This is a genomic window from Streptomyces sp. NPDC036822, from assembly GCF_055609145.1.
The window spans coordinates 70,635-84,102 of the sequence record NZ_JBVJPY010000005.1 but is presented as its reverse complement, the minus strand read 5'-3'; the positions used below and the strand labels follow the sequence as shown (position 1 = coordinate 84,102).

At 74.7% G+C, this 13,468-nt stretch carries 9 protein-coding genes; 6 read left to right on the top strand and 3 right to left on the bottom strand.

Going from position 1 to position 13,468, the window contains the following annotated elements:
- Positions 1–70: 70 nt before the first annotated feature.
- The 5 genes from ACZ68P_RS13630 (at position 71) to ACZ68P_RS13610 (ending at position 5,296) form a co-directional block, all read left to right on the top strand.
- Entirely contained in the window at positions 71–1,153 is a 1,083-nt protein-coding gene (locus tag ACZ68P_RS13630) for an NADH:flavin oxidoreductase/NADH oxidase (RefSeq protein ID WP_471005690.1), read from the top strand.
- A gap of 168 nt (positions 1,154–1,321) precedes the next feature.
- Positions 1,322–2,407, top strand: a complete 1,086-nt coding sequence (locus ACZ68P_RS13625) for a WD40/YVTN/BNR-like repeat-containing protein (RefSeq protein WP_471005689.1) — start codon at positions 1,322–1,324, stop codon at positions 2,405–2,407.
- A gap of 173 nt (positions 2,408–2,580) precedes the next feature.
- Positions 2,581–3,258: a uracil-DNA glycosylase gene (locus ACZ68P_RS13620; protein WP_365714925.1), complete on the top strand. Its 678-nt coding sequence runs from the start codon at positions 2,581–2,583 to the stop codon at positions 3,256–3,258.
- Positions 3,259–3,274: 16 nt separating this feature from the next.
- On the top strand, positions 3,275–4,285 hold the full coding sequence (locus tag ACZ68P_RS13615) for an N-acetylglucosamine kinase (protein WP_471005688.1): 1,011 nt from the start codon (positions 3,275–3,277) through the stop codon (positions 4,283–4,285).
- Between the two features lie 87 nt (positions 4,286–4,372).
- Positions 4,373–5,296 (top strand): sirohydrochlorin chelatase, encoded by a 924-nt coding sequence (locus ACZ68P_RS13610; protein ID WP_471005687.1) that lies wholly within the window; start codon positions 4,373–4,375, stop codon positions 5,294–5,296.
- A gap of 147 nt (positions 5,297–5,443) precedes the next feature.
- Here ACZ68P_RS13610 and ACZ68P_RS13605 read toward each other — a convergent pair whose 3' ends face one another.
- A complete protein-coding gene (locus ACZ68P_RS13605) occupies positions 5,444–6,463 on the bottom strand; it encodes a lactonase family protein (protein WP_471006361.1) in 1,020 nt (339 codons plus the stop codon).
- A gap of 265 nt (positions 6,464–6,728) precedes the next feature.
- Positions 6,729–8,234, bottom strand: a complete 1,506-nt coding sequence (locus ACZ68P_RS13600) for an FUSC family protein (protein WP_471006360.1) — start codon at positions 8,232–8,234, stop codon at positions 6,729–6,731.
- A 310-nt stretch (positions 8,235–8,544) separates the two neighbouring features.
- Between ACZ68P_RS13600 and ACZ68P_RS13595 the strand changes: the two genes are divergently transcribed.
- Positions 8,545–9,054: an Lrp/AsnC family transcriptional regulator gene (locus ACZ68P_RS13595; RefSeq protein ID WP_471005686.1), complete on the top strand. Its 510-nt coding sequence runs from the start codon at positions 8,545–8,547 to the stop codon at positions 9,052–9,054.
- 57 nt (positions 9,055–9,111) lie between these two features.
- Here the strand turns inward: ACZ68P_RS13595 and ACZ68P_RS13590 are convergent, their stop codons facing one another.
- Positions 9,112–13,320: a molybdopterin-dependent oxidoreductase gene (locus ACZ68P_RS13590; protein ID WP_471006359.1), complete on the bottom strand. Its 4,209-nt coding sequence runs from the start codon at positions 13,318–13,320 to the stop codon at positions 9,112–9,114.
- Positions 13,321–13,468 lie beyond the last annotated feature (148 nt).

Here is a 13,468-nt window from a genome sequence, read left to right as displayed (position 1 = left end):
GTTTGACAGATGCCGTACTACGATGAGTATCGTACGAGCGTACCGTCAGGCCCCCTGAAACGGAGTCGCCATGAGCGCCGCCCTGTTCGAGCCCTACACCCTCCGGTCGCTGACCGTCCCCAACCGTGTGTGGATGGCGCCGATGTGCCAGTACTCGGCGGACGTGTTCGGCCCGAACGCGGGCGTCGCGAACGACTGGCACTTCGCGCACTACGCCTCCCGCGCCACCGGCGGCACCGGTCTCATCCTGGTGGAGGCGACCGCCGTCACCCCCGAGGGCCGGATCAGCCCGGCCGACCTCGGCATCTGGAACGACACCCAGGCCGCGGCCCTGGGCAGGATCGCCCGCTTCCTCAAGGAGCACGGCACCGTCCCCGGCATCCAGATCGGTCACGCCGGGCGGAAGGCCTCCACCAACCCGCCCTGGGTGGGCCGCGGCCCGGTCGGCGAGGACGGCCACGGCTGGCAGCCGGAAGGGCCGAGCCCCGTCGCCTTCGCCGACGGTCACCCCGTGCCGACCGAGCTCACCACCGAGAGGATCGAGGAGATCGTCGGGCAGTTCGCCGACGCGGCCCGCCGCGCCCTCGCCGCCGGGTTCGAGGTCATCGAGGTGCACGGCGCCCACGGCTACCTCATCGGCGAGTTCCTCTCCCCGCACAGCAACCACCGCACGGACGCCTACGGCGGCTCCTTCGAGAACCGCACCCGCCTGGCCCTGGAAGTGGTCGACGCCGTACGGGCCGTGTGGCCCGAGGAGCTGCCGGTCTTCTTCCGGATCTCGGCCACGGACTGGCTCGGGGACCAGGGCTGGACGGTGGACGAGACCGTCCGCTTCGCCGCCCTGCTGCGCGAGCACGGCGTCGACCTCCTCGACGTGTCCAGCGGCGGCAACGGCGGCCCCGCCGACATCCCGGTCGGCCCCGGCTACCAGGTGCCCTTCGCCGCCCGCGTGAAGGCCGAGACCGGGCTTCCGGTCGCCGCCGTGGGCCTGATCACGGACAGCGAGCAGGCCGAGAAGATCGTCGCCAACGGGGAGGCGGACGCCGTGCTGCTCGGCCGCGAGCTGCTGCGGGACGCGTCCTGGGCCCGCCGGGCGGCACGCGAGCTGGGCGCCGAGACGCACGCGCCGAGCCCGTACGCCTGGGCGATCTGAGGTCGGCGGCCGCGGTGGGCATGCCCCGCGCTGCCGCCGACCCGTCCCTGCGGGCGGAACGCGGAACACGCCTCCGACCTGGGAGGACGCCGCTCCGAAGGGCCACTGTCAGTGGTCGGGTGCAGACTGGCCCGTATCCGCGACAACGGCGTCCTGGAGGTATCGGCCATGCCCGAGGCAGTACTCACCGTAGGCACCCGCAAGGGCCTGTTCATCGGCCGCAGGCGCGCGGGCCGGTGGGAGTTCGACGACCCCCACTTCAACGCGCAGGCGGTCTATTCGATCGGCATCGACACCCGCCGTGGCGCGCCGCGGCTGCTCGTGGGCGGTGTCAGCGAGCACTGGGGCCCGTCGGTGTTCCACTCCGACGACTTCGGGGCGTCCTGGACCGAACCGCCCGAGCCGGCGGTGAAGTTTCCCCAGGACACGGGCGCTTCGCTGGAGCGGGTCTGGCAGTTGCACCCCGCCCCGGCCCACTCGCCGGACGTGGTCTACGCCGGGACGGAGCCCGCCGCGCTGTTCAAGTCCGTCGACGGCGGTGCGTCCTTCGAGCTGGTGCGCCCCTTGTGGGAGCACCCGACGCGCTCCCGCTGGGAGCCGGGCGGCGGCGGCGAGGCCGTGCACACCATCGTCACCGACCGGCGGGACCCCGACTCCGTGACGGTCGCGGTGTCGGCCGCCGGAGTCTTCCGCACCCGGGACGGCGGCGCGAGCTGGGCACCCTCCAACCACGGCGTCTCGGCGGTCTTCCTGCCCGATCCGAATCCGGAGTTCGGTCAGTGCGTGCACAAGATCGCGCAGGACGCCGGCGACCTGGACCGGCTGTACCTGCAGAACCACTGGGGCGTCTACCGCAGCGACGACGCGGGCGGGAAGTGGACGGACATCGGAGGCGGACTCCCGTCCGACTTCGGCTTCACCGTCGCCGCCCACCCCCATCGGCCCGATGTGGCCTATGTGTTCCCCATCAACGCCGACAGCGACCGCGTGCCCGCGGAGCGCCGCTGCCGGGTCTACCGCACCAGCGACGCCGGGGACAGCTGGGAACCCCTGACGAACGGACTTCCGCAGGGCGACCATTACGGCACCGTGCTGCGGGACGCGATGTGCACGGACGGCGGCGACCCCACGGGCGTCTACTTCGGGAACCGCAACGGCGAGGTGTACGGCAGCGCGGACGACGGGGACAGCTGGGAGCTGCTGGCGGAGCACCTGCCGGACGTGCTGTGCGTACGGGCGGCGGTGATCGACTGAGAGCGGCGGACCGCCGGAGACGACGGACGGCGGCCCAGGCACCGAGCCACCGAGCCCTCGGACGTGACCGGCATGGAGGTGACCGACGGGGCGGTGACCTACCGGGACCTGACCCGGGGGGGGCGGGACGATCCCGTACAGGCCCGGGGCGCTGCGCCAGTAGAGTGACGGCCGTGGCAGCACGACCGTTGAATGAGATCGTCGAACCGGGGTGGGCGCACGCGCTCGCGCCCGTGGCCGAACGCGTCGCCGCTATGGGCGACTTCCTGCGACAGGAGATCGCCGCCGGGCGCACCTACCTCCCCTCCGGGGCCAACGTCCTCCGGGCGTTCCAGCAGCCGTTCGACGAGGTGAGGGTCCTCATCGTCGGTCAGGACCCCTATCCCACCCCGGGGCACGCCGTGGGGCTGAGCTTCTCGGTGGCCCCGGACGTGCGGCCGCTGCCGCCCAGCCTGGAGAACATCTTCCGCGAGCTGAACACCGACCTGGGGATCGACCGCCCGTCGAACGGCGATCTGACGCCCTGGACCCGGCAGGGGGTGCTGCTGCTCAACCGCGCGCTCACCACGGCTCCGCGCAAGCCGGGCGCGCACCGGGACAAGGGCTGGGAGGCGGTGACCGAGCAGGCCATCAGGGCGCTGGCCGCCCGGGGCAAGCCGCTGGTGTCCGTGCTGTGGGGACGTGACGCGCGCAATCTGCGTCCACTCCTCGGCGATCTTCCGGCCATCGAGTCCTCGCACCCTTCCCCGATGTCGGCGGACCGCGGCTTCTTCGGCTCCCGGCCGTTCAGCCGCACCAACGAACTGCTCCTGCGCCAAGGGGCGCAGGAGGTCGACTGGCGGCTCCCGTGACCGTCCGGCGGCCCGGGTGACGTCCGAGGACTGGGTCCTGGGGGTCGACTCGGGAGGCTCGGGGCTGAGGATCGCCCTGGCCCGCGCCGGGGACGGCCGCGTGGTGGAGACGGTCTCCTCACGCGAGCCGGTGCCGACCGGACCGGGCGGGATCGAGGCCGCCGCCTTCCTCCGGCAGCTGCTGCCCGCCGCCGAGGCGATGCGTCGGCGGGCCGGAGCCGACGGATCCCCGGCCGCCGTGGCGATCGGGGCTGCCGGGATGGCGACGCTCGGGGACGACGTGCGCGCGGTGCTGCCCGGCGCCCTGGAGCAGGCACTCGGGGTGCGGCGGCTGGCGCTGGCGGCCGACGCCGTCACCGCCTACGCGGGCGCGCTCGGGCAGCGGCCCGGGGCTGTCGTCGCGGGCGGCACGGGATTGATCGCGCTCGGCACCGACCTGACCACGTGGCGCAGGGCCGACGGCTGGGGCCACCTGCTGGGCGACTGCGGCAGCGGCGCGTGGATCGGCCGGGCCGGTCTGGAAGCGGCGATGCGCGCCCACGACGGCCGGCGCGGGGGCTCCGGCGCGCTGCTGGCCGGCGCGGAGGAGCGGTTCGGTCCGGCCGACGGGCTTCCCGGCGCGCTCTATCCGCGGACCGACCGGCCCGCCGTGCTGGCCTCCTTCGCGCCCGCCGTGGCGCGGTGCGCCGCCGAGGGCGACCCGGTGGCGGCGGACGTCCTCGCCCGCGCCGCCGCGCACATCGCCGAGGCGGCGGCCGCCGTCTGCCCCGACGGCGAGGGGTGTGATGTCGCGCTGACGGGCGGGCTGTTCAGGCTGGGCGACCCCCTGCTCGGACCACTGGCCAGGGCGCTCGCGGACCAACTGCCGCACGCGCGTGCCGTGTCCGCCGCCGGCGATCCGCTCACCGGCGCCGTCACGATCGCCTCGGCCCTCGCCTCCGGTTCGCTGCGGCTGCCGCACGACCCCCGGTTGCTGGGGGTTCGGCCTTCCGGGGCGTCCGGCGGATTGCGGCCGGACACGACGTAAGGAGCGGTTCGGACATACAGGGGCAGATGACGCTCGACCGCACCTCACCGAACTGCGCGGCGGGCAAAACCAGTAGCATGCGGGCGCATGAGCTCCCCCACTGGGCCTGCTTCCGGCCTGCCTGTACGAATGCCGCGACCCCGCCAGACCGGACGGCACCGTCGCCCCGAACCCGCGGCGGCGCCCGAGGGCGCTCCCGCACTCGTCCTCGCCGTCCCCGGCACCCCGTCGGCCGCCATACGCTCGCTGGCCGACGAGGTCGTGAGCATCGCCCGTTCCGAGCTGCCCGGCCTGGAGGCCGCGATCGGCTACCTGGACGGTGACGACGACGAGTACCCCACCCTGGCCACCGTCCTGTCCCGCGCCGCCACGCTGCGCACGGAGCGGTACCAGCTGGCCCTGGCCGCCGGCCGCGAGGCCAGCGCCCCGGAGGGCCCGGCCGCCATCGTGGTCCCGCTCCTCGCCGGCCCCGACAGCGCCCTGATGCGCCAGATCCGCCAGGCCGTCATGGACAGCGGCAACCTGGCCGAGCTGACGGACGTCCTCGGCCCGCACCCGCTGCTCGCCGAGGCCCTGCACGTGCGCCTGTCGGAGGCCGGTCTGGCCCGCGCCGACCGCGCCCGCCTGTTCACGGTCGCCACGGCCGCCGACGGCATCGTCCTCGCCACGGTCGGCGGCGAGGAGGCGGTCCAGGCCGCCGGCATCACGGGCATGCTGCTCGCGGCCCGCCTGGCCGTCCCCGTCATCGCCGCCGCGCTGGACCAGGAGGGCTCGATCACCGCGGTCGCCGAGCAGCTCCGCGGCTCCGGCTCCGAGCAGCTGGCCCTGGCGCCGTACCTGATCGGCCCGGAGCTGGCCGACGGCCTGCTCGACGCCGCCGCGAAGGAGGCGGGCTGCGCCGCCGCCGAGCCGCTCGGCGCGTACCCGGCCATCGGCAAGCTGGTGCTCTCGCAGTACACCGCCGTGCTGGGCATCGCCCCGCAGCAGCCGCAGGGCGCCCCTGCCCTCTGACCCCGCGCGGCGACGCGGGCACGGGCCCAGAAGCGTACGGGAGGGCCCGCACCGGTACCTGTGTGCCGGTGCGGGCCCTCCCGTGCGTCGTACGACGGCCCGGCGCGACAGGCGGACAGGCCCCGCTCGTCCGCCGGGCGGCGCGGTTCAGCCGAAGGTCACGCAGGTGGCCGCGGGGGCTTCGACGGAGCCGGCCCGGTGGGGTACGCCGGTCTCCTGGTCGATGTCGAACCAGGTGACGTCGCCGGAGCGCTCGTTGGCCGCGTACAGACGCCGGCCCGCGGGGTCGAGGGCGAGGTCGCGGGGCCAGTGGCCCCCGCAGGGGACGGTGGTGACGAGGGCGGCCTTCTCGCCGCTCTCGTCGAGCGCGAGGACGGCGAGGGAGTCGTCGCCGCGCACGGCGGCCCAGACGAAGCGGCCGTCGGGTGCCACGACGACCGCGGAGGGGTGGCTCGGCCCGGTGGCGTCCTCGGGCAGGACGGGCGTCTCGCCGAGCGGCAGGAGCACTCCGGCCGCGGCGTCCCAGCGGCACACGGTGAGGGTCGGTTCGAGTTCGTTCAGGACGTACGCGTGCGTGCCGGCCGGGTGGAACGCCAGGTGGCGGGGGCCGGTGCCGGGGCGCAGGGCGGTCTCACCGTGCAGCCGCAGGGCGCCCGTCGTGGCGTCGACGGCGTAGACGCGGACGGAGTCGGTGCCGAGGTCCACGGCGGTCACCCACCGACCGCTGGGGTCCGGCAGCACTTGGTGGGCGTGCGGGGCGCTCTGGCGGTCGGTGACGGGACCGAGGCCCTCATGGCGGGCGAGGCCGACGGCGGCGTGGGGCGGCCCGTCCTCGGACAGGGCCAGGACGCTGACGCTGCCGGAGGAGTAGTTGGCCGTGAGAAGGTGCCCGGAGGCGACACAGAGGTGCGTCGGCCCCGCGCCGCCGACGGGCACGGGGGCGCCGAGGGGGCGGGGCGCGGCTCCGGTGACGTCGAAGGCGGCCGCGGCGCCCTCGTCGGTCTCCGAGACGGCGTAGAGGATGCCTCCGGCGAGGGTGAGGTACGACGGATCGATGACCGCGTCACTCGCGCCGGTGATGCTCAGGGCCCCCGTCCCGGCGTCCACGTCGGCCGCGAGGACACCGCGGCCCCCCGCCGAGGTGAACGACCCGACGAAGGCCCGCACGCGCCCGTACGCCCGCTCCGGTGTCCCGTCACCGTCCTGACCCGCCTCGGTGCTGCCCTGTCCCGCGTCCACGTCGCGCACGGCGCCTCCCCTGTCCGCCGGCCGGTCACGGTTGGCCGACCGTAGTCCCGGCCGACGGTAGCAGCGGTCTAGACCAAGCGGATCACCGGGCGAAGGCTTCAGGCCGCGCGGGGCCGGCGGTCGTGCCGTGCGGGGGCCTGCCGGACCGTACGGGGGGACGGCAGGCCGGGCCGGCCCCTCTCGGTCAGGCCGCCGGAATCAGCGGTGCGCCCGGGGCGGTGCGGAGGGGGGTCGCGAGGTCGACGAGGGCGCGTTCCAGGCTGTGGAGGTGGCCGAGGGCGGCCTCGGCGCCGGGGTGGTGGGGCGGCAGTGCGGCGGTGGCGGCGGTGCTGTCCCGGTCCGTCGGACGGGCCGGTGGGACGAGGGCGTGGACGGCCGCCTCGACTCGCCAGGAGGCGGCGGCCAGACGGGCGTCGTGCGAGGCGTCGGGGTCGGCGGCGACCGCCGCGAGCCCCTTGATCTCGCGGGCGCAGACGTCCAGCAGGGCGAGCACCCGGCGGGCCCGGGCCTTGCGGGCGCGCAGCGGGCTGAGCGGATGGACCAGCGGGGCGAGCGAGAGGCGTACCCGGCCGAGCAGCAGTTCCAGTTCGGCGGCGTGGGGCGCCGGGTCGGCGTCCGGGTCGCCCGCGAGGCGCCGCGCGGCGGCGGTCGTGCAGGCGTGCACGCAGGTGACGGCCCGCTCGATCCACGCGTTGGTGGCCGCGTGGGTGGTGACGGGCAGCAGGGCGACGCCGACGGCCGCGCCGAGCGCCCCCACGGCGGTCTCCTCGAAGCGGAGCAGCAGGAGGCCGGGGTGCAGCACGCCGAGCAGGCCGTACAGCAGGCCCGCCATGACGGTGACGAAGAACATCATCCAGCTGTACGAGAGCGGGGCGGTGTAGAAGATGCCGAAGACGCAGACGGCGACGAGGGCGGCGGTCGGGGCGGGCGCGCCGGCCAGCGGGATCGCGACGAGGAGTCCGGCGGCGATGCCGGTGACCGTGCCGACGACCCGGCGGAAGCCTCGGACCAGGGTCTCGCCGCGCGAGGCGGTGTTGACGAAGATCCACCAGGCGGTGCCGACGGCCCAGTACCACCGTTCGTGCGAGATGAACTGCCCGGCGGCCAGCGCGACGGCGCAGGCGACGGTGGCCTGGAAGGCCTGTCGCGTGGTGGGCCGGGCCAGTCCGGTGCCCGGGAGCGGGGCGGGGGCGGCGGGCGGCGGGACGCGCCGCTCGATGCACCAGGCCCCGTGACGGAGCGCGCCGCAGACCACGAGGGCGAGGCCGACGGCCGCGTACAGCTCCGGCAGCTGCGCGGGCAGCGCGTGCAGGAACTGGGTGACGAAGAACATCATGAACGCGAAGATCCCGAGCGCGTGGCCGCGCGGGCCCCAGCGGCGCGCGTACACCCCGGCGAAGACGACCAGGAGCCAGGCGGTGTCGCGCAGGAGCGGCGTCCCGTGCAGGGCGGTGGCCAGCGCGAGGACGGGGAAGCCGACGGCGGGCAGCAGGGCGGTGGTGACGGCCTGGCGCCGGACGGTGGGATCGCCGACGGTGAAGAGCGCGAGCAGCGCGGCGAGGCCGCCGGTGAGGGAGGCCGTGAGGGAGAGGCCGGCCAGCTCGGCCGCGGCGACGGAGAGCGCGACGCCGAGCACGGCGCGCGTGGAGACGCGCAGCCGCACGCGGCCCGGGTCCGGGGCCACGAACATCTGCCGGGCGAGCCGGCGGACGACCGCCCGGCCCTTCTTCACGACGGTGATTCCGCCCCCGCTGTGGTCCAACACACCCTCTTCGCGTGATCTCGTGCCCCGGCCTGCTCGTGGCGGCCGCCGGACATGGGAAAGGCGCCGCGGGTCCGGTACCGGCCGCGTCGCCGGACCGGCGCGTGCGCGGCGCCGTCTCTACGTTCTCACCCGAGGAAAACACCTGATCACCCACTGGCTCAACTCGGCGCCGGAGTCCTGGGCCATTGGTACAGTCCTCGCGGGTAGATCGAGGCCATAAGGGGGCCAACGGACCATGGCGGTGGACGAGCTCGACACACGCATCCTGTGTCTGCTGATGGAGAGGCCGCGCACGAGTGTGCGCGAGTACGCGCGGATCCTCGGGGTGGCGCGGGGCACCGTACAGGCGCGGATCGACCGGCTGGAGCGGGACGGCGTGATCATGGCGACCGGCCCGTTCCTCTCCCCCGCGGCGCTCGGCCATCCCGTCCTGGCCTTCGTCCACATCGAGGTGACCCAGGGGCATCTCGACGAGGTGGGCGACGCGCTCGCGGCCGTTCCGGAGATCGTGGAGGCGTTCTCGATCACCGGTGGCGGGGATCTGCTGACGCGGGTGGTGGCCCGGGACAACGGTCACCTGGAGGACGTCATCCAGCGGCTGATCCGGCTGCCGGGAGTGGTCCGCACCCGTACGGAGATGGCGCTGCGCGAGCGCGTCCCGTACCGGCTGCTGCCCCTGGTGGAGTCGGTGGGCCGGGCGACGGCCCGCGGCGACCGGGGCGCGGCGGACGCCGGCACCGCCTGAGCCCGCCCCGACGAAAGGGACCGAGGAGCCGAGGGGTCAGCGGAGGATGAGCGGGGCTCAGTAGACGTCGCGGACGTACCGCTTCTCGGCGGCGAGCTGCTTGACGTACACGGCCGCGCCCTCCTCGTCGAGGCCGCCGTGCGCGACGGCGATGTCGCGCAGTGCCCGGTCGACGTCCTTGGCCATCCGGTCGGCGTCACCGCAGACGTAGAAGTGGGCCCCGGAGCGCAGCCACGACCAGAGCTGCGGGCCGTGCTCCCGCATCCGGTCCTGGACGTAGACCTTGGCGCGCTGGTCGCGCGAGAAGGCGGTGTCCAGGCGGTCCAGGGTGCCGTCGGCGAGCAGGGCGGTGAGCTCCTCCTCGTAGTAGAAGTCGGTGGCGCGGTGCTGTTCGCCGAAGAACAGCCAGTTCGGTGCCCGGTGGCCGAGGGCCCGGCGCTCTTCGAGGAAGCCGATGAAGGGGGCCACGCCCGTGCCGGGGCCGACCATCACCATCGGGGTCGCGGGGTCCGCCGGGGGCCGGAAGTGCGGGGCGGCACGGACGAAGACCGGGACCGTGGCGTCGGGTTCCGCGTCGGCGAGGAACGGCGAGCAGACGCCCTTGCGGGGGTGGCCGCGGCGGTTGTCGTAGCGGACGACGGAGACGGTGAGCGAGACGCGGTGCGGGTCGGTCAGCGGGCTGGAGGAGATCGAGTACAGGCGGGGCTGGAGGCGCCCCAGCACCCCGGCCCACTCCTGCCCGCCGGCCCGGACGGGGTGCTCGGCGATCACGTCGACGGCCTGGCGGCCCCAGGACCACTGGGCGAGTCCGTCCTTGTTGTCGGGGCGGAGCAGGCGCTTCAGGTCCCGGTCCCCGCTCCGTTCGGTGACGAACCCGAGGAGCGCGGGGGTGAGCCGGGTGATGTCGAGGTGGCGGTGCAGGGCCTCCCCGAGGGGGACGGCGTCCAGGCCGGGCAGTTCGACGGGCGCGCCGGCGTCCAGGCCGGTGACGGCCAACCATTCGGCCACGAGCTCGGGACAGTTCACGGGCTGTACGCCGAGGGCGTCGCCGGTCTCGTAGAGGAGCGGGGTCTCGCTCAGACTCGTGTCGAAGGTGAACCGCCGGACCTCCTTGCCCGCTCCCGGCAGGCTCAGCAGCCGGTTGCCCCGGAGCCGGGCCGGGACGGGGGCGGGCTTGGGGCGCGTCGCCCGTGGCGGGGCGGGGGCGGCGTCGGGCGCCGCTCCGGTCCCGGCGGGCGCGGCTCCGGTCCCGGCGGGCGCGGCTCCGGTCCCGGCGGGCGCCTGTGGCCCGCCGGTGGGACCGGTCAGGCCGGTGAGGACCTGGTCCAGCCAGGCGTGGGCGGAGGGCTCGAAATCCGGTTCGCAGTCGGTACGGGGGGCCAGGCGCACGGCCCCCAGCTCGTCCAGGCGCCGGTCCAGGCGTCGCCCGTGCCCGCAGAAGTCGGCGTAGGAGGAGTCCCCGAAGGCGAGGACCGCGTACCGCCGGCCGTCGAGGCGCGGGACATCGGGAGCGGTGAGCGCGTCCCAGAACCCCGAGCCGTTGTCAGGCGCGTCCCCGTCCCCGAAGGTGCTGGTGATCAGCAGGAGGTCGGCAGCGGGCGGCAGGGTCCGGGGGTCGGTCTCGTCCATGCCGGCGAGAGCCGCCCGGTGTCCGGCCGCCGTGAGGCGCTCGGCGGTGGCCGCGGCGAACTCCTCGGCGTTGCCCGTCTGCGAGGCCCACAGCACGACGACCTCGCGGACCGCCGCCCGCGGCGCCGCGTCCGCGCCGCTCGCCTCCCCTGCCGGGGTCCGGGAGTACAGGCCGGCGAGGACGCCGTTCACCCAGCGGGCGTGCTCCTCGCCGAACGGCGCCCCGGGGGGAAGGACGGGGACGCCCGGCGCGCCCGATTCCAGGCCGGCGAGGAAGCCGACGAGGTACTGCCGTTCCCGTTCGGACAGGACGGGCGGCGGGGTGGGATCGAGGCCGAAGGCGGCGGCGGGGCCGGCCGGAAGGACGGCGCTGGGGAGCAGGGGGGCGGGAGCGGTGGGGGCGGCGCTCGGGATCACGGTCCGCGGTCCGTCGGGGGCGCCGCCGTCCGTCCCGGGGCGGCTCTCCGCACGGCCTTCGCCGGGGGTACCCGTGAGGCTCCCGGTGGCCGTGAGCGGCCGGTCCGTCGCGGTCGCCGTGAGCGGCCGGTCCGTCTCGGACGCGGCGACCTTGGCGAGGGCCACGGCGCAGACCTTCAGTTCGGGCTGGAAGGACAGCGGATCGACCGCGTCGTTGGTGACGGCGTTGACGCTCAGGTCGGGGCCGAACAGGTCGTTCCAGTGGAACGGGGCGAAGCAACAGCCCGGCGCCACCCGGTCCGTGACGACCGCGGGCAGGACGGCCCTGCCACGGCGGGAGGTGATCCCGACCCGGTCGCCTTCCGCGATGCCGAGCCGTTCGGCGTCGTCGGGGTGTATTTCGACGAAGGGCGAGGGGTTGAGCTTGTTGAGCTTGGCGACCCGGCCGGTCTTCGTCAGAGTGTGCCACTGGTGCTGGAGACGACCGGTGTTGAGCACGAAGGGATGGTCGTCGTCGGGCATCTCGGCCGCGTCGATGTGCGGACGCGGGTGGAAGACGGCCCGGCCGCTCGCCGTGGGGAAGACCGGACCGGAGCCGGAGGCGTCGACGTACCGGATGGGGTTGCGCGCGGGGCCGTCCGCCGCGGCGGGCCACTGGACGGAACCGGCGCGCAGGCGTTCGTAGGTCACCCCGCCGAGGTCGTAACCGGTCTGCGGGTTCCCGGCGCGCTTGATCTCCTCGAAGACCTCCTCGGCGCTGTCGTAGGCGAACGCCTTCTCGTGTCCCATGGCCTGGGCGACGCGGGCGATGATCCGCCAGTCGGCCAGGGCCTCGCCGGGCGGGTCGGCGGCCGCCTGGGCGAGGGTGAGGTTGCGTTCGCTGTTGATCAGTACGCCCTCGGTCTCGGTCCACAGGGCGGCGGGCAGGACGACGTCGGCGTACGCGTTGGTCTCGGTGTCGGCGAACGCGTCCTGGGTGATGACCAGTTCGGCGGCGCGCAGCCCCTCGACGACGGTGCGGCGGTTGGCGACGGAGGCGACGGGGTTGGTGCAGATGATCCAGCACGCCTTGATCTCGCCGTCGGCCATCCGCCGGAACAGGTCGACCGTGCCGCGGCCGAAGCCGTCCTCGCGCAGCGTTCCCGGAGCGAGGTCCCACAGCTCCTCGGTGAAGGCCCGGTCCTCGGCCACCAGGGCCGATCGCTGGCCGGGCAGGCCGGGGCCCATGTAGCCCATCTCGCGCCCTCCCATGGCGTTGGGCTGGCCGGTCAGCGAGAAGGGGCCCGAGCCGGGGCGGCAGATCGCGCCGGTGGCGAGGTGGAGGTTGACGAGGGCGTTGGTGTTCCAGGTGCCGTGGGTGGACTGGTTGAGGCCCATGGTCCAGCAGCTGGTCCACTCGGCGGCCGCGCCGATCCACGCGGCGGCGGTACGGATGTCCTCCTCGGGTATGCCGGTGATCCCGGCGACGACGGCGGGCGGGTAGTCGGCGAGGAAGGCGGGCATCGCGTCCCAGCCTTCGGTGTGGGCGGCGATGAAGCCGGGGTCGGTGTGCCCGTTCTCGTGCAGCAGGTGGAGCAGTCCGTTGAGCAGGGCGAGGTCCGTGCCGGGCCGGATGCGCAGGAAGAGGTCCGCCTTGTCGGCGGTGGCCGTGCGCCGGGGGTCGACGACGATCAGCCTGGCGCCTGCCTTGACGCGTTCCATCATGCGCAGGAAGAGGATGGGGTGGCAGTCGGCCATGTTGGAGCCGATGACGAGGAAGACGTCGGCTCTCTCGAAGTCGTCGTAGGAGCCGGGCGGCCCGTCGGCGCCGAGGGACAGCTTGTAGCCGGTGCCGGCGCTCGCCATGCAGAGCCGCGAGTTGGACTCGATGTGGGGGGTGCCGAGGAAGCCCTTGGCGAGCTTGTTGGCGAGGTACTGGGCCTCCAGGCTCATCTGGCCGGAGACGTAGAGCGCGACGGCGTCGGGGCCGTGTTCCTCGACGATCTCCCGCAGCCGGCGGGCGGCGTCGGCCAGGGCTTCGTCGGTGCCGACGGGGACGGGCGGGCTCTCGCGGTCCTCCCGGACGAGTGCGGTGGTCAGCCGTCCGGGGGCGGCCAGCATGTCGGCGGTGGTGGCGCCCTTGGTGCAGAGTCGTCCGGCGTTGGCGGGGTGGTCCTTGTCGCCCGTCGCCTTGAGGACCGTACGACGGCCGTCCGGGCCCCGGCCGATGTCGAGGAGCATGCCGCAGCCGACACCGCAGTAGGAGCAGACGGTCCGTACCTGCTCGGCGCCTTGCCGCGGGGCCCGCCTGTCCTGCGTCGTCACCGGGGCGCCTCTCTGTTCAACCGTTCGGATCCCGACGGTACGGAAGGGCCGTTACATCCGTGTC

Bases quoted from the DNA above. Each gene is read 5' to 3' on its own strand.
- ACZ68P_RS13595 (WP_471005686.1), top strand. From the start codon at position 8,545: ATGGCGGTGGACGAGCTCGACACACGCATCCTGTGTCTGCTGATGGAG.
- ACZ68P_RS13590 (WP_471006359.1), bottom strand. From the start codon at position 13,320: ATGCTCCTCGACATCGGCCGGGGCCCGGACGGCCGTCGTACGGTCCTC.
- ACZ68P_RS13625 (WP_471005689.1), top strand. From the start codon at position 1,322: ATGCCCGAGGCAGTACTCACCGTAGGCACCCGCAAGGGCCTGTTCATC.
- ACZ68P_RS13610 (WP_471005687.1), top strand. From the start codon at position 4,373: ATGAGCTCCCCCACTGGGCCTGCTTCCGGCCTGCCTGTACGAATGCCG.
- ACZ68P_RS13600 (WP_471006360.1), bottom strand. From the start codon at position 8,234: ATGTTCGTGGCCCCGGACCCGGGCCGCGTGCGGCTGCGCGTCTCCACG.
- ACZ68P_RS13630 (WP_471005690.1), top strand. From the start codon at position 71: ATGAGCGCCGCCCTGTTCGAGCCCTACACCCTCCGGTCGCTGACCGTC.